14 protein-coding genes and 1 pseudogene are annotated in these 15,481 nt (G+C 64.9%); 3 read left to right on the top strand and 12 right to left on the bottom strand.

Going from position 1 to position 15,481, the window contains the following annotated elements:
• Nucleotides 1-35 precede the first annotated feature (35 nt).
• The 4 genes from ABIA90_RS04235 to ABIA90_RS04220 form a co-directional block, all read right to left on the bottom strand.
• The gene (locus tag ABIA90_RS04235; RefSeq protein ID WP_085404824.1) at nucleotides 36-1,934 is read right to left on the bottom strand and encodes a potassium transporter Kup; all 1,899 of its coding nucleotides are present in this window, start codon (nucleotides 1,932-1,934) and stop codon (nucleotides 36-38) included.
• A gap of 273 nt (nucleotides 1,935-2,207) precedes the next feature.
• Nucleotides 2,208-3,038: an OmpA/MotB family protein gene (locus ABIA90_RS04230; RefSeq protein ID WP_014496126.1), complete on the bottom strand. Its 831-nt coding sequence runs from the start codon at nucleotides 3,036-3,038 to the stop codon at nucleotides 2,208-2,210.
• Between the two features lie 24 nt (nucleotides 3,039-3,062).
• On the bottom strand, nucleotides 3,063-3,836 hold the full coding sequence (locus ABIA90_RS04225; RefSeq protein ID WP_028146686.1) for a motility protein A: 774 nt from the start codon (nucleotides 3,834-3,836) through the stop codon (nucleotides 3,063-3,065).
• A 226-nt stretch (nucleotides 3,837-4,062) separates the two neighbouring features.
• Nucleotides 4,063-4,887, bottom strand: coding sequence for an SDR family NAD(P)-dependent oxidoreductase (locus ABIA90_RS04220; RefSeq protein ID WP_354117395.1), 825 nt, complete (start codon nucleotides 4,885-4,887; stop codon nucleotides 4,063-4,065).
• A gap of 100 nt (nucleotides 4,888-4,987) precedes the next feature.
• Here ABIA90_RS04220 and ABIA90_RS04215 point away from each other — a divergent pair, with 100 nt between their 5' ends.
• Nucleotides 4,988-5,281, top strand: coding sequence for a hypothetical protein (locus tag ABIA90_RS04215; protein ID WP_354117394.1), 294 nt, complete (start codon nucleotides 4,988-4,990; stop codon nucleotides 5,279-5,281).
• A 16-nt stretch (nucleotides 5,282-5,297) separates the two neighbouring features.
• Here ABIA90_RS04215 and ABIA90_RS04210 read toward each other — a convergent pair whose 3' ends face one another.
• The 4 genes and pseudogenes from ABIA90_RS04210 to ABIA90_RS04195 form a co-directional block, all read right to left on the bottom strand.
• Nucleotides 5,298-6,017: an RraA family protein gene (locus tag ABIA90_RS04210; RefSeq protein WP_085404827.1), complete on the bottom strand. Its 720-nt coding sequence runs from the start codon at nucleotides 6,015-6,017 to the stop codon at nucleotides 5,298-5,300.
• Between the two features lie 222 nt (nucleotides 6,018-6,239).
• Nucleotides 6,240-7,124 (bottom strand): CDP-alcohol phosphatidyltransferase family protein, encoded by an 885-nt coding sequence (locus ABIA90_RS04205; protein WP_166094396.1) that lies wholly within the window; start codon nucleotides 7,122-7,124, stop codon nucleotides 6,240-6,242.
• Between the two features lie 86 nt (nucleotides 7,125-7,210).
• A pseudogene (locus tag ABIA90_RS04200) lies at nucleotides 7,211-7,918 on the bottom strand (phosphatidylserine decarboxylase); the annotation flags it as partial.
• A 77-nt stretch (nucleotides 7,919-7,995) separates the two neighbouring features.
• Nucleotides 7,996-9,954, bottom strand: coding sequence for an ABCB family ABC transporter ATP-binding protein/permease (locus ABIA90_RS04195; protein ID WP_354117393.1), 1,959 nt, complete (start codon nucleotides 9,952-9,954; stop codon nucleotides 7,996-7,998).
• A 201-nt stretch (nucleotides 9,955-10,155) separates the two neighbouring features.
• Here ABIA90_RS04195 and ABIA90_RS04190 point away from each other — a divergent pair, with 201 nt between their 5' ends.
• Entirely contained in the window at nucleotides 10,156-10,761 is a 606-nt protein-coding gene (locus ABIA90_RS04190) for an LOG family protein (RefSeq protein ID WP_071915130.1), read from the top strand.
• 4 nt (nucleotides 10,762-10,765) lie between these two features.
• Here ABIA90_RS04190 and ABIA90_RS04185 read toward each other — a convergent pair whose 3' ends face one another.
• The 4 genes from ABIA90_RS04185 to cysS all read right to left on the bottom strand — a co-directional run bounded on the left by ABIA90_RS04185 (nucleotide 10,766) and on the right by cysS (nucleotide 14,870).
• Nucleotides 10,766-11,143 (bottom strand): VOC family protein, encoded by a 378-nt coding sequence (locus ABIA90_RS04185; RefSeq protein WP_354117392.1) that lies wholly within the window; start codon nucleotides 11,141-11,143, stop codon nucleotides 10,766-10,768.
• A gap of 142 nt (nucleotides 11,144-11,285) precedes the next feature.
• A complete protein-coding gene (cimA, locus tag ABIA90_RS04180) occupies nucleotides 11,286-12,884 on the bottom strand; it encodes a citramalate synthase (RefSeq protein WP_354117391.1) in 1,599 nt (532 codons plus the stop codon).
• Entirely contained in the window at nucleotides 12,881-13,372 is a 492-nt protein-coding gene (locus ABIA90_RS04175; RefSeq protein WP_354117390.1) for a GNAT family N-acetyltransferase, read from the bottom strand. The genes cimA and ABIA90_RS04175 overlap by 4 nt, the downstream gene beginning before the upstream one ends.
• Nucleotides 13,373-13,487: 115 nt before the next feature.
• Complete coding sequence (gene cysS / locus ABIA90_RS04170; RefSeq protein ID WP_354117389.1) at nucleotides 13,488-14,870, bottom strand: cysteine--tRNA ligase; 1,383 nt, start codon at nucleotides 14,868-14,870, stop codon at nucleotides 13,488-13,490.
• A 289-nt stretch (nucleotides 14,871-15,159) separates the two neighbouring features.
• On the opposite strand from cysS, the gene ABIA90_RS04165 reads away from it, so the two are divergent.
• Entirely contained in the window at nucleotides 15,160-15,465 is a 306-nt protein-coding gene (locus tag ABIA90_RS04165; protein WP_354117388.1) for a hypothetical protein, read from the top strand.
• Nucleotides 15,466-15,481 lie beyond the last annotated feature (16 nt).

Raw genomic sequence — 15,481 nt, 5'->3', positions numbered from 1 at the left:
GCCATGCGAAATTTGCATGACTTGGCCAATTGCGTTCAGATGGTGACTTGGGTGCCGACTTCAACCACCCGTCCGGTCGGAATCTGGAAATAGTCGGTGGCGTCGTTGGCGGACCGGCTCAGCGCGATGAAGAGATGGTCCTGCCACAGCGGCATGCCCGACTGCGCCGAGGCCTTGAGCGACCTTCGCGACACGAAGAACGAGGTCGACATGATGTCGAACTGCCAGCCCTGCTTGCGGGCGATCGCCAGCGCTTTCGGCACGTTCGGCTGCTCCATGTAGCCGAAGCGCAGCCTGACCTTGGAGAACTTGTCGCTGATCTTCTCCATGCGGAACCGCTCGGACAGCTCGACCCGCGGCGTGTGCGCGGTCTCGATGGTCAGGACCACGTTGTGCTCATGCAGCACCTTGTTGTGCTTGAGATTATGCAGCAGCGCGGTCGGCACGAAGGCGGGATCGCTGGTCAGGAACACCGCGGTGCCCTTGACGATGTGCGGCGGGCGTTTTTCGAGGCTGCGGATCAGGTCGTCGAGCGGCACCTCGATCCGGCGCGTCTTCTGGAGCAGAATTCCCGTCCCCTTGCGCCAGGTCCAGATGGTCCCGGCCATGACTGCGCCGAACAGCAGCGGCACCCAGGCGCCCTCGAGCAGCTTGAGCAGATTGGCGCTGAAGAAGCTGATGTCGACCACGACGAAGGGCACGATCACCGCCGCAGCCGTCGCAGCGCGCCAGTTCCACAGTTTCCAGATCACGACGAAGCCCATGACGCCGTCGGCGACCATGGTGGTGGAGACCGCGATGCCGTAGGCCGAAGCCAGATTGCTGGGGGTGTGGAACAACAGCACCAGCAGCATCACGCCGATCAGCAGCAGCCGGTTCACACGCGGCAGATAGATCTGGCCGGCATGGGTCTCGGAGGTGTAGCGCACCTCGAAGCGCGGCAGGAGGCCAAGCTGCACCGCCTGATAGACCAGCGAATAGGCGCCGGTGATCACGGCCTGGCTCGCGATCACGGTTGCCGCGGTCGCAAGTCCAACCAGCGGCAGCACCAGACTCTCGGGCACCATGCGATAGAACGAATGCTCGATCGCGCTGGGGTCGGACAGCACCAGCGCGCCCTGCCCGAAATAGTTGATCAGGAGCGCGGGCAGCACGAAGAACATCCAGGCCGATTGGATCGGCTTGCGGCCGAAATGGCCGAGATCGGCGTAGAGCGCCTCGCCGCCCGTGACCGCCAGGAACACGGCGCCCAGCGTGACCAGACCGATCGTGCCGTGCGACAGCAGGAATTGCAGCGCGTAATAGGGATTGATGGCCGCCAGCACCGACGGATCGTCGGCGATGTGCACGGCACCCATCACCGCAAGAACGGTGAACCAGATCACCATCACCGGCCCGAAGGCCGAGGCCACCAGCGCCGTCCCCTTGCTCTGGACCGCGAACAGCAACACCAGGATGATGACGGTGAGCGGTACGACATAGTGGTCGAAGGCGGGGGTCACGAGCTTCAGACCCTCGACCGCCGACAGCACCGAGATGGCCGGCGTGATCATGGAATCGCCGATGAACATGGAGGCGCCGACCACGCCGAGCGCCATCAGAAACCAGCTTCGCCGCCCGAGCGCGCGCTGGCCGAGTGCCATCAGCGAGAGCGTGCCGCCCTCCCCGTTATTGTCGGCGCGCAGCAGGAGCAGGACGTATTTGGCGGTGACGACGATAAAGAGCGCCCAGAGAATCAGCGAGAGCACGCCGAGCACCATGACCCGCGAGACCGGCTCGCCATGGGCCGCGCCCCTGACCGCCTCGTGGAATGCGTACAGCGGCGAGGTGCCGATATCGCCGAAGACAACACCGATGCTTCCGAGCGTCAGGCCCCAGAAACCCGACGTGACCGGCCCGTCCTGAGCGTCGGTCGATGTGATGCTCGCCGTCATGTGAGATGAGAAACGCTTCTTCCCGAGAATTGATCCGGCGCCTTTTGACCGTTCCGGCGCGCCTGTCAATCGGCACACCACCATAGCAGCCGCCGGGGCGGATGCTGTGACGGCGCAGCAACGATCGTTGTTAGCGCGACGACATGCCTCAGGTAAGATGGTAGCGCAAGTGCCTGGAGCCGTCCGCTCCAAGGGAAGCGGAGCGGGCCCCGAGATTCCGGGTTCGACGCGTTTTCTTCACGCGAAACCGGCGGCCGCTTCGCGCGATACGCTCTACGGCTTCAAATTCGGCGGCAGCGGCGGATCCTCACGCATCAGCGTGATCGTTACCCGCCGGTTGGCCGCGAGCGAGGGATCGTCCGGAAACAGCGGCTGGGTGTCCGCCTTGCCGGCGACGGCGAAGATGTGGGACGGCGGCAGGCCCTCGCGTTCGAGTATCTGACGCACGGCATTGGCGCGATCGGCCGACAGGTCGAAGGCGCCATAGTCGCTGCGGGTCGGCACGAATCCGGCCGCGGTGTGGCCGGCGATGGAGACACGGAGCGGCGTCGCCTTCAGCGGGATCGCGAGCTTCTCGATCAGGCGGCGGGTGCGGTCATACGGCACCTTGGAGCCGTCGGCGAACATCGAGCGGCCATCCTGGTCGACGATCTCCAGGTTGAGCCCCTGCTTGGTCTCCTCGAACATGATGTGCTTGGACATCTCGGTCAGTTCCGGCATGTCCTGCAACGCCTGGCGCAGCGAGGCCGCGGCGAGCGCAAAGTTGCGGTCGACCTTGATCTTCGCGCCCGACGTGCGGTCGCGGTCCTCCTGATCCGGCGTCGGCGTGTTGGAGGCGTCCTCGGGCTGGATGTGGTCGACGTTCTTCAGCCGCGGGCGGGTCGGCAGGCCGTCGGACTCGACGATGCCGGCGTAGCGCGCTTCGCTCTGCACGCCGAATGCGTCGCGCATGGAGCCGGCGACGATCTTCAGCTTGTTGGCGTCCTGGGTCGAGAACGCCACGAGCATCACGAAGAAGCTCATCATCAGGCCCATCAGGTCGGCGAAGGTCACGAACCAGCCGTGACCGCCACCGTGAGCATCGCCGCGCTTCTTCTTGGCCATCTCTCGAGATCCCGGGCGGCGGCTTTACGCCGGCACCGGCTCGCCCTCGGCGTGACGATGCTTCTCCGGCAAATAGGCCAGCAGCATTTCGCGCACGAGCGTCGGGCTCTTGGAGTCACGGATCATCAGGATGCCGTCGATGATCAGCGTGCGGTTGGTTTCCTCGTCGAGCAGCTTGCCGTGCAGCTTGTCGGCGATCGGCAGACAGAACAGGTTCGCGACGAGCGCACCGTACAGGGTTGCGAGCAGCGCGGTCGCCATGAACGGGCCGAGCTTGGAGGGATCGGTCATGTTGGCGAACATCTGCACCATGCCGATCAGGGTGCCGATCATGCCGAAGGCCGGAGCGCAGTCGCCGATGGCGCGGTAGATCTTGCTGCCTTCGTCGAGGTGCATGAGGAAGTTGTCGCGGTCGCGCTCGAGATTGTCGCGGATGAAGTCGAGGTCGTAGCCGTCGGCGACGTAGCGGATGCCCTTGGCCAGGAACGGCTCGTCGGTCTCGACCTTTTCGAGGCCGACCGGGCCCTGCTTGCGGGCGATCTCGGCGATGCGGGCGAGCTCGTCGACGAGGTCGTGCGCCGACAGGCGGCTCATGGTGAAAGCGAACTTGGCGCCGAGCGGAAGGCCGTGCAGGAGCGCGCTGAGCGGAAAGCGGATCATGGTGGCCGAGACCGAGCCGCCGAAGATGATGATCATGGCATGTTCGGAGATGAACATGTGGAGGTCGCCGCCCATGAAGATCATCGCCGTAATGACGATGATGCCCGCAATGAGCCCGACGCTCGTCATGATATCCATGGGACACTCCAACGCGAACGCAACAACGGCCGTCCTGGCCGCTGGCGCGGCCCAACCCCGAACCGCATCGGAAACCCTAGAGTGCCCCCCTTAAAGCCGCGTAAAGGTTAAGTTGAGCCGGGGCGCCAGACCGACGCAGCGCGCTGACAGGGCGCCGGCTTTGCCCGCGACCGACGGGAATCTCAACACTTCGCTAACCATGATTGTGGGGCGCCAGGACGGCAGCTCAGGACGAAAGCCCGGTCAGTTCGAGGCTGAGTGCGCGCAGGAGCCTGCGTGCGCCGGCATCGTAGGCCTGCGGATTGGCGCGCGTCTCGTTCATGCCGTTGAAGAACAGTCCGCTCTTGCCGGCGACGTCGTCGCCTTCGACGAGGTGCAGGATCGCCGCACCGCCCTGCTCCACCGTCGAGATCGGCGTGATGCCGCCGGCGCGCACCATCGTGGTGTTCATGTAGGTCGCCGGATGCAGCGCGTTGACGGTGATGCCCATGCGCTTCAATTCCTCCGCGAAGTCGATGGTGAACATGATCTGCGCGAGCTTGCTCTGGGCGTAGGCGCGCGAGCCGCTGTAGCCCTTGCTGATCATGACGTCGTCGAAATCGATCGGATGCTGACCGAGAGAGGCAACATTGACGACACGCGAAGGTGCCGCGGACTTCAGCAGCGGCAGCAGCAAGTGCGCAAGCAGGAAGCCCGAGAGATAGTTCACCGCAAAGCGCAGTTCGTAGCCGTCCGGACTCTCCTGCCGTTGCGGTCCGTCGTTCTGCGAGCCGATGCCGGCGTTGCTGACGAACACATCGAGATGCCTGTGATCGCGGAGAACGGCCGCAGCGAGCTCTCGCGTGCCTGACATCGACGACAAGTCGGCCTGGTAGAATGTCGGCGCGGCGTGGCCGGCCTGCACGATCTGGTCGATCAGCGCCTTCGCGCGCACGGCATCGCGGCCGTGGAGCAGGACCCTCGCACCTGCTTCAGCCAGCCGGCGCGCGACGTAGCGGCCGACGCCGTCCGTCGAACCGGTGATCAGGACGGTTTTGCCAGTCATCTTCATTGTGCGTCCTCCGACTGCGGCCCTGCGCCACATCCGCGACGAGAGATCATGCAGTATTCTGTCGCCGGGCGGCATGCTCCATCGCAGGAGCCGTTTTGCCATGTTGACGCTGTTCGGTCTTCTCACCGCGCTGCCCGCGGTACTGGCGCTCCACCTGCTCGAGCCAGGGCTCGTCCTGCCGGCGTTCAGCGTCTTGCTGTTTGTCGAGGCGGGCTTTGCCGTGATCGCAGCGCGCTTGATTCACGTCCCTGATAGTGCCGACGACATCACCCTCTGGGATCTCGCCGGCGGCTTCACCCTGATCGGATGCGCCGCCGCAGTCTTCGGCGAGCCGGATCAGGCCGCCCTGTTTCTGACGGAACAGGGCGGCCCACGGCCGGGAACGCGGCCGTAAGTCGTTCAGTCGCCGCTTAGTGAATCTCCGCCGAGCGCTTCAGCGCGGCCTTCAGCTTCTCCAGCGAGAAGTCGGGGCTGCGCGCGATCTCCAGGATCGGCGTCTCGCGGCGGCCACAGAGCTCGGCGGCCTCGGGAAGCTTTGCCGCGATGTCGAGCGGGATCACGATGGCGCCGTGCTGGTCGGCATGGATCAGATCGTCGGACTTCACCGTCATGCCGGCGACGCGAACCTCACCGCCGAAGCTTTCCGCATGCACCCAGGCATGCGACGGGCCGATCGAGCCGGCCAGCGCCTGAAAGCCCGGGGCCCATTGCGGGATGTCGCGAATAGAGCCGTCGGTGATGACGCCGAGGCAGCCGAGCGCCTTGTGCACGTTGCTCTGCACCTCGCCCCAGAACGCGCCGTAGCCGACGTCGGGACCGTCAATGTCCTGGATCACCGAGATGCGCGGACCGTGGCCGGTGCCGACATATTCGTAATATTCGATACGGCGCCTGGACTGCTCTTCGGCCGGCAGCGAGGACTTCAGCACCGAGCGGATCGCAACCGTGCGGGCGTAGCCGACGATCGGCGGCAGGTCGGGAAATGGGCAGACCAGTTGCTTGGTGGTGTAGCCGATCAACCGGCGCTCGGGCGCCACGATCTCCATGGCATTGCAGATCGTCGGCGTGTCATAGCGGCCCAGCGCTTCGAGGACGGCAGCGGGCAGCGGCCCGGTCGCGGTATCAGTCACGGCGTTCTCTCCCAGATTGGCGGCCGCTGTTGGCGCGGTGCCGCCGGCACAGGGCGATATAGCCGAGATCGGGCTTCAACCCAACTCGGCCGCCTTCATGGCAGATATCCGCGAAAACCGCTCAGTGCATGATCCGGAAAAGTGCGCAGCGGTTTTCCGAAAAGATCATGCTCAAACAACGACCTAAAGCGCGATGACGATTCAGCCAAATCTCATCGCGCTTTAGTGCAGCCGTCCCGGCCGGTCGTCGTCGTCGTGCGGCGGCTCCGACAAATTGGCCAGCGTCGGCGCCGAAGGCGGCGACGGGACCTCGCCTCCGGACGGCGCGGTGGCCGCCATCGCGCGCGCCTGGTCGCGGTAGGATTTGTAGCCGAGCGGCAAACCGAGCAGATACAGCACCGTGCCGATCGACAGCACGTGCCAGGGATAGGCGATCAGGATAGCGATGAAGACGATCACCGCGACGAACGCCGGCAGCACCAGCTCGGGCGGCACGCGCATGCGCTTGGTCTTGCCGGAGAATACCGGCAGGCGCGACACCATCAGGAAGGCGATCAAGAGCGTGTAGGCCGCCGTCACCGCCGCGGGCAGCCGGCCGAGATCGAGAAACGCGACGTAGATCGGCAGCAGCACGGTGATCGCGCCGGCCGGCGCCGGCACACCGGTGAAGAAATTGGCGGCGAAGGCCGGCTTGTTCGGATCGTCCATGGTGGCGTTGAAGCGCGCGAGCCTCAAGCCTCCGGAGATCGCGAACACCATGGCGGCGATCCAGCCGGCATTGCCGAGCTCGTGCAACTGCCAGAAGTACAGCATCAGGCCGGGAGCCACGCCGAAATTGACAAAGTCGGCGAGGCTGTCGAGCTCGGCGCCGAACTTGGACTGACCCTTGATCATGCGCGCGACGCGACCATCGATGCCGTCGAGCGCGGCCGCGAACACGATGGCGTAGACCGCGAGCGTCATCCGCCCCTCGATCGACAGCCGGATCGAGGTCAGCCCGGCGCAGATCGCCAGCAGCGTGATGACGTTGGGCACCAGCATCCGCACCGGAATCGGGCGGAACCGCCGGCGGCGGACGTCGGGATCCTTGAAGTCGTAGGGCGTCATGGCTCGTCCTTATCTCAATGCGAGATATAGCAAGCCCTGTTCCCCTCCGCCATTGCGGCGGGAGGCCCCTTTGGACCGACTATTGGTTAATTGGCGCGGTAGGCGCGGCTTGGGTCGTCCCCGGCAAGATCGGCCAAAATCGTCTCTCCGGCGATCGCGGTCTGCCCTTCCGACACCAGCGCCTTGGTGCCCAGCGGCAGATAGACGTCGAGGCGCGAGCCGAAGCGGATCAGGCCAAACCGCTCGCCCGCCCCGATCGCCTGCCCTTCCCTGACGAAGCAGACGATGCGCTTGGCGACGAGCCCCGCGATCTGGATCACGCCGATCTTGGCCGTCGGCGTCGTGATCACGAGCGAATTGCGCTCATTGTCCTCGCTCGCCTTGTCGAGCTCGGCGTTGATGAACAGGCCCGGACGGTAGGCGATGCGGTCCACCCTGCCCGCGATCGGGCTGCGGTTCACATGGCAATTGAACACGCTCATGAACACCGAGATGCGCGGCAGCGGCCGGTCGCCGAGGCCTAGCTCGGCCGGTGGCAGCGCCATGGTGATCATCGAGACGCGGCCGTCGGCCGGCGACACCACGAGCCCCTCGCGCACCGGCGTCACGCGCACGGGGTCGCGGAAGAACAGCGCGCACCACACGGTCAGGATCGTGCCGATCCACCCGAGCGGCGACCACAGCCAGAACAGGATCAGGCTTGCCAGCGCAAAGCCGCCAATGAAGGGATAGCCCTCCTTGTGGATCGGCGGGATCTGACGCTGGATCGAATCGAGGATGGACATCGCTATCTGCCGCCTGGAAGTTGATGGCGCCGGGTCGCCCCCGCGCGGTGGAGTTGTTTAGGCCAGAGTTGGGACCGGAGACAAGGTCACTCCGCGGCCGCTGATGTCGCGAGGGCGTCGTCGACCGGCGGCGGCTCCCGGTTGGGCGCCTCGCTGCTGTCGGCCATCTTGGCCAGTTTCTCCCGTGCCGCCTCGGCTTCGCGCTGCCTGTTCCACATGCTGGCGTAAAGGCCGCCCTGCACGAGCAGCTTGGCGTGGGTGCCCCGCTCGGCGATCCGGCCCTGGTCCAGCACGATGATCTCGTCGGCGCCGACGATGGTGGACAGCCGGTGCGCGATCACCAGCGAGGTGCGGTTCTTCGACACGCGGTCGAGCGCGCCCTGGATCTCGTGCTCGGTGTGGGTGTCGAGCGCCGAGGTCGCCTCGTCCAGCACCAGGATCGGCGGCGCCTTGAGCACGGTGCGCGCGATGGCGACGCGCTGCTTCTCGCCGCCCGAGAGCTTCAGGCCGCGCTCGCCGACCTGGGTCTCGTAACCCATCGGCGCCATGCGGATGAAATGGTCGATCTGCGCCAGCCGCGCCGCCTCTTCGACCTCGGCATCATCGGCATCCCAGCGGCCGTAGCGGATGTTGTAGCGGATGGTATCGTTGAACAGCACCGTATCCTGCGGCACCATGCCGATCGAGGCGCGCAGTGAATCCTGCGTGACCTCGCGGATGTCCTGGCCGTCGATCAGGATCTTGCCGCCGGAGACGTCGTAGAGGCGGAACAACAGACGCGAAATGGTCGACTTGCCCGCCCCCGACGGGCCGACGATCGCGACCGTATTGCCGGCCGGCACCTCGAAGCTGATGCCCTTGAGGATCGGCCGCGTCGGCTCATAGGCGAAGCGCACGTCCTCGAAACGCAGATTGCCGGCCGAGACCACCAGCGGCTGCGCATCGGGCATGTCCTTGATCTCGGCCTCGCGGCCCAGCACGTTGAACATCTTCTCGATGTCGATGATCGCCTGCTTGATCTCGCGATAGACCATGCCCATGAAATTCAGCGGCTGGTAGAGCTGGATCATCATGGCATTGACCAGCACGAAATCGCCTACCGTGTTGGTGCCGTTGCGCACGCCGATCGCGCACATCAGCATGGTCGCGGTCAGCCCGAGCGTGAAGATCACGGCCTGGCCGGTGTTGAGCACCGCGAGCGAGGTATAGGCCTGAACGCTCGACTCCTCGTAGCGCGCGACCGACTTGTCGTAACGCTGCGCCTCGCGCGTCTCCGCGCTGAAGTATTTCACGGTCTCGTAGTTGAGCAGCGAGTCGATCGCCTTGGTGTTCGCCTCGGTGTCGGAATCGTTCATCTTGCGGCGGATGCCGATCCGCCACTCGGTCGCGATGTAGGTGTAGTACATGTAGACCGCGACCGTGATCAGCGTCGCCACGACGTAGCGCCAGTCGAACTGCCACAGCAGCACCGCCAATAGCAGCGTGACCTCGACGATGGTCGGGATCAGCTGCAGGATCACCATGCGCACGATGACCTCGATGCCCTCGCGGCCGCGCTCGAGCACGCGCGTCAGGCCGCCGGTCTTGCGCTCGAGGTGAAAGCGCAGCGACAGCTCGTGCATGTGGATGAAGGTGATGGTGGCGAGCTTGCGCACCGCATGCATGGCGACGCGAGCGAAGATGCCGTCGCGCCATTGCGTCAGCACCGCCATCAGGATGCGCGTCACGCCATAGCTTGCGGTCAGCAGCAATGGCGAGGCGATCACCCAGAGGTGCCAGTTGTCGGGCTGCACCGGTGCGGTGTTGGCGCCGGTCAGCGCATCCGTCGCCCATTTGAAGCTGAACGGCACGGTCAACGTGATCAGCTTGGCGGCGAGCAGCAGCACCATCGACCAGACCACCCGCATCTTCAGGTCGAAACGGTCGCCCGGCCAGATATAGGGCCACAGATGCGCCAGCGTGCCCATCAGCGTGGCTCGCTCCAGCGATCCCCCTGCGGGAGGATCGGGAACGTCTGCGCCGTCGAACGATTGAGGTTGGTCCATCAAGAAGCCTGAAAGCCCACCGGGTGCGGGCAGCGTTACGATTTGCGGTTTTCGCCCGTCATATAGAGCCTTCCCGATGCCAGCGCACCCCGCCAGTTGGCGAATCTTTGATTGTTTGTCGCCATTTACCGGTAGATTTCCGGGTGATCCGAATCACCGATTGGGCTTGACGCCCCTGCGCTGCAATGCATCATGGCACCAATGAGCACGATCAAAACTGTCTGCGTCTATTGCGGCTCCGGCCCAGGAACCAATCCCAGCTTCACCGAAGGCGCCAAGGCGTTCGGCAAGGCTCTCGCCGAGAACAACGTCCGCCTGGTCTATGGCGGCGGCTCGCTCGGCCTGATGGGCTCGGTCGCGACCTCCGTGCTCGATCACGGCGGCACCGTCACCGGCATCATTCCTGAATTCCTCCGGAAGCGCGAGAACGCGCTGACCCGCGTGCAGGAGATGATCGTCACCCCCGACATGCACGAGCGCAAGCGGCTGATGTTCGAGCGCTCCGACGCCTTCGTGGCGCTGCCGGGCGGCGTTGGCACGCTCGAAGAGCTGGTGGAGCAGCTGACCTGGAAACAGCTCGGCCGTCACGCCAAGCCGGTGCTGCTAGCCAATATCGACAATTTCTGGGAGCCGCTGTTTTCGCTGCTGTCGCACATGCGCCAGACCGAGTTCATCCGCGCCGGCCTTTCGGTCGACATCCTCAAGGCCGATCGCGTCGAGGATATTCTGCCGAAGCTGAAAGCGGCAGCGGCACAGATCGCCGAATCTGAAACGCAGCTCGCCCCGGAAGTGGCGCGCAAGCTCTAGCGCCTTACTCCGCCGGAAACGTTACCGCCTCGATCCGGTTGCCATCGGGATCGGTCACGAAGGCCGCGTAGTAGCGCACGCGGTCATGCGGACGGATGCCTGGCGCGCCGTCGGACGCACCGCCGGCGGACAGCGCCGCGGCGTGAAACGCATCGACCTCGGCCGTCGTCTTCGCCCGCAGGCAGATGTGCACGCCGCTCTCCGCTGCCACGTGCGGCATACCCTCGCGCAGATTGATCCAGAACTCGGGATAGGCCTTGCCGAAGCCGATCGTCCGCGGCCGCGCGACGAGGCGCGTGAGGCCGAGCGCGGCAAGCGTTGCTTCGTAGAATTTTGCGGAGCGATCGAGATCGGTGACGCCGACGGAGATGTGATCGATCATATGCCGTGCTCCCTCCCCTCGTCATTGCGAGCGAAGCGAAGCAATCCAGAGCCCCTCCGCGGAACGATTCTGGATTGCTTTGTCGCTTCGCTCCTCGCAATGACGGCGTTTGTGGCCGCGCCGTCCCTTACGTTGCCGTCCCCTACGCCGGCGCCCCCGACTTCACCAGCTTGTAGATCACCGAGTCCATCAGCGCTTGGAACGAGGCGTCGATGATGTTCGGGGACACGCCGACCGTGGTCCAGCGATCGCCGTTCTCGTCCTCGCTCTCGATCAGCACGCGCGTGACCGCGCCGGTGCCGCCGTTGAGGATACGGACGCGGTAGTCGATCAGCGTCAGGCCCTCGATGTACTTCTGGTACTTGCCGAGATCCTTGCGCAGCGCGACGTCGAGCGCGTTGACGGGGCCGTTGCCTTCGGCGGCCGAGATCAAACGCTCGCCGGCAACGTCGACCTTGACCACTGCAAGGGCGACGGTGACGCGCTCGCCGTGCGAATTGTAGCGCTGCTCGACATTGACGTCGAACTGCTCGACCTCGAAATAATGCGGCACCTTGCCGAGCGTCCGCCGCGCCAGCAGATCGAACGAGGCGTTGGCGGATTCATAGGCGTAGCCGGCAGCCTCACGCTCTTTCAATTCCTCGACCAGCCGCGTCAGCTTGGGATCGCTCTTCTCGTAGGCAATGCCGGCCCGGTCGAGCTCGGCGATGACGTTGGAGCGTCCGGCCTGGTCTGACACCAGCACCTTGCGATGATTGCCAACCAATTCCGGCAGCACATGCTCGTAGGTCTGCGGGTCCTTCAGCACGGCGGAAGCATGAATGCCGGTCTTGGTGACGAAAGCACTCTCGCCGACATAGGCCGCATGCCGGTTCGGCACGCGATTGAGCATGTCGTCGAGCGTGCGCGAGACCTTGACGAGAGTAGCGAGCTTTTCGGGCGTGACGCTGATCTCGAAGGCGTCGGAAAACTCCTTCTTGAGCTTCAGCGTCGGGATCAGCGAGCACAGATTGGCGTTGCCGCAGCGCTCGCCGAGACCGTTCAGCGTGCCCTGGATCTGCCGCACCCCGGCGCGCACCGCGGCCAGCGAATTGGCCACGGCCTGCTCGGTGTCGTTATGGGCGTGGATGCCGACATGGTCGCCCGGGATGTGCTTCGTCACCTCGGTGACGATGGCCTCGATCTCGTTCGGCATGGTGCCGCCATTGGTGTCGCACAGCACCACCCAGCGCGCGCCGGCCTCATAGGCGGCCTTGGCGCAGGCGAGCGCGAAGGTTGAATCCTCCTTGTAGCCGTCGAAGAAGTGCTCGCAGTCGAGCATGACCTCGCGGCCCGCGGCCTTCGCCGCCGCGACGCTGTCGCGGATCGAGGCGAGATTTTCTTCCTTCGTCGTCTCCAGCGCGACGCGCACCTGATAGGCCGAGGACTTCGCCACGAAGCAGATCGCGTCGGCCTTCGCTTCGAGGAGCCCGGCCACGCCGGGATCGTTGGAGACCGAGCGCCCTGCCCGGCGAGTCATGCCGAAGGCGGTGAAGCGCGCATGCTTGAGCTTGGGCTTGGTGCCGAAGAACTCGGTGTCGGTCGGATTGGCGCCGGGATAGCCGCCTTCGACATAGTCGATGCCGAGATCGTCGAGCATCGCCGCGATGACCTGCTTGTCGGTCAGGGTGAAATCGACGCCGTTGGTCTGCGCCCCGTCGCGCAGCGTGGTGTCGAACAGATAGAGACGCTCCTTGCTCATTGCGCAGCTCCGAGCGTCTTCTTCATCGTGGTGTTGGCGAGCCACTCGTCGTTGATGGTGATGCTGTTGCGCTGCATGGCGACATAGCCGCGCTTGGCGAAGAAGTTTTGCGCGGTGTCGCTGGCATCGACCGACAGGCTGGTCGCGCCGCGGCCGCCGGCGAGCTTCTCCAGCGCGTCCACCAGCATCGTCGCGATGCCCTGACCGGTCACGGCGGGATGCACATAGAGCATATGGATGTGATCGGCCCCGCGCAGCGAGGCGAAGCCGACGGGCGAGCCCTCCAGCGTCGCGACCAGCGTCAGGTCGGCCGCGAGCCGCTTGCCGAACTCTTCGGTTTCCGCCGCTTCCATCCAGGCCCGCTGCTGCGCCTCGTTGTAGTCTTCGCCGGTCAGCTCCTCGATGCTTGCCGTGAAGATCGCGGCGAGAACCGGCACGTCATCAGGCAGGAACGGCCGCAAGCCGGGTTTTGGCAAAGTCTGTCCCATCGTCTTCACCACATCCCATAGAGTTTCAGCGCCAGCGCCACGGCGGCCACGAGCAGCAGGATCTTCAGCGCGATGTAATAGAGCCAGTGCCGCGGAAAAGGCGTGTCGGGCCGCTTCATCGCGCGACCTCCCAGGTCGTCCCGTCCTTGGAGTCCTTGATCGCAACGCCCATCGCGGCAAGCAGATCGCGAATGCGGTCGGACTCTTTGAAATCCTTGCGGCTACGGGCGGCCGTCCGCTCCGAGATCAGGCGTTCGACTTCCTTGGCATCGACCCCGCTGGCCTGCCGCTTGCGCCCTTCCCACTGCGCAGCGCTTTCGGAGAGGAAGCCGAGCAGGCGCAACGAGCCCGCCAGCGCGCTCACGTCGCTGCCACGCAGGCCGTGCAGCGCCGCGATCGCCAGCGGCGTGTTGAGGTCATCGAGCAGCGGCTCGACCACGGACGCGGCCGGCTGGCCGGGCTCGGCGTCGGCCGCGACCCGATACCAGTCGTCGAGCGTCCTGGCGCTCTCCTCCAGCGACTTCAGGGTCCAGTCGATCGGCGAGCGGTAATGCGTCTTCAGCATGTTCAAGCGCAGCACCTCGCCCGGCCAGTCGGCGAGGAGCTCGTGGATGGTGACGAAGTTGCCGAGCGACTTCGACATCTTCTCGCTCTCGACCTGCAGGAAGCCGTTGTGCATCCAGTAGTTCGCCATGCGCTCCTGGTGGAAGGCGCAGCAGGTCTGCGCGACCTCGTTCTCGTGATGCGGAAACACGAGGTCGATACCGCCACCGTGGATGTCGAAATATTCGCCGAGATGCTTCCAGGCCATGGCCGAGCATTCGATATGCCAGCCCGGGCGACCCTGCGCAGCGATGCCGGCCGGCGACGGCCATGACGGCTCGCCCGGCTTGGACGGCTTCCACAGTACAAAGTCGGTGTTGTCCTTCTTGTAGGGCGCGACGTCGACGCGGGCGCCGGCGATCATCTCGTCCAACGAGCGATTGGACAGCGCGCCATAGCGCGGCAACCCGGAATTGGCCGCGTTCATCGCCTGCGGCGAGAACAGCACATGGTCCTCGGCAGCATAGGCAAAGCCACCCTTGACGAGCCTTTCGATGATCTCGCGCATCTCGCCGATATGCTCGGTCGCGCGCGGCTCGACGCTCGGCCGAAGCGCCCCGAGCGCGTCGACGTCGGTGTGAAACTGCTTGCCGGTCTGCTCAGTGACCTTGCGGATCGCCTCGTTGAGCGGGAGCCCTGGAAAATCGCGCGCAGCGCGGTCATTGATCTTGTCGTCGACGTCAGTGATGTTGCGGACATACGTCACGTGCGCCTCGCCATAGAGATGGCGCAGCAGCCGAAACAGCACGTCGAACACGATCACCGGCCGCGCATTGCCGATATGGGCGAAGTCGTAGACGGTCGGTCCGCAGACATACATGCGGACGTTCTTCGCATCGAGCGGCACGAAGGTGCGCTTGTCCCGGCTCAGCGTATCGTAAAGGCGCAATTCCATATGGATACCCGTCGGCTGTTGGCCGGGCGTCCGAGGCTCTCAATGTTTTTGAGAAAAGACGGCTCCAGCCAGCGAATCGCTAGCTCGTAATCTCGCGGCAAATGCCACAAATGGCGAGGAGACCGTTCATGCGGGAACATATGGGCCACGAGGGGCCCTTGCGTCAAGAGAGCCGCGAAAACGCCGTTTTATCTCCGCAAAGCGCGGCCGCCCCGCCTTGATGGTTCATCATCCTTAACCTTTTGAGTTTACTTGGAACCCGGCGGTTCCCTAAAGCCCCGGTGCACCCATGCGATCCCTGCTCGCGCTCGTCTCTTGTGCCTCCATCATCGCGGCATCCAGCGCGTTCGCCGAGACCCGCGTCTTCATCATCGCCAACCAGGCGGACGGCTACGGTGTCGACCAGTGCCTCGCCAAGGGCGAGAAATGCGGCGCACAGGTCGCGCGCACCTATTGCCAGTCACGCGATTTTGCCCAGGCGTCGGCCTACCGCCGGGTCGATCCCGACGAAATTACCGGCTCTGTCCCCAAAACTGGCGCAAACTGCTCCCATGGCCATTGCGACGAATATGTCGCAATCACCTGCCAGCGCTGAATTCCCTCGGAGCTGG

This window comes from Bradyrhizobium sp. LA6.8, assembly GCF_040547935.1.
Lineage (GTDB): Bacteria > Pseudomonadota > Alphaproteobacteria > Rhizobiales > Xanthobacteraceae > Bradyrhizobium > Bradyrhizobium barranii.
The sequence above is the reverse complement of the archived record's forward strand: the minus strand, read 5'-3'. Positions and strand labels throughout refer to the sequence as shown.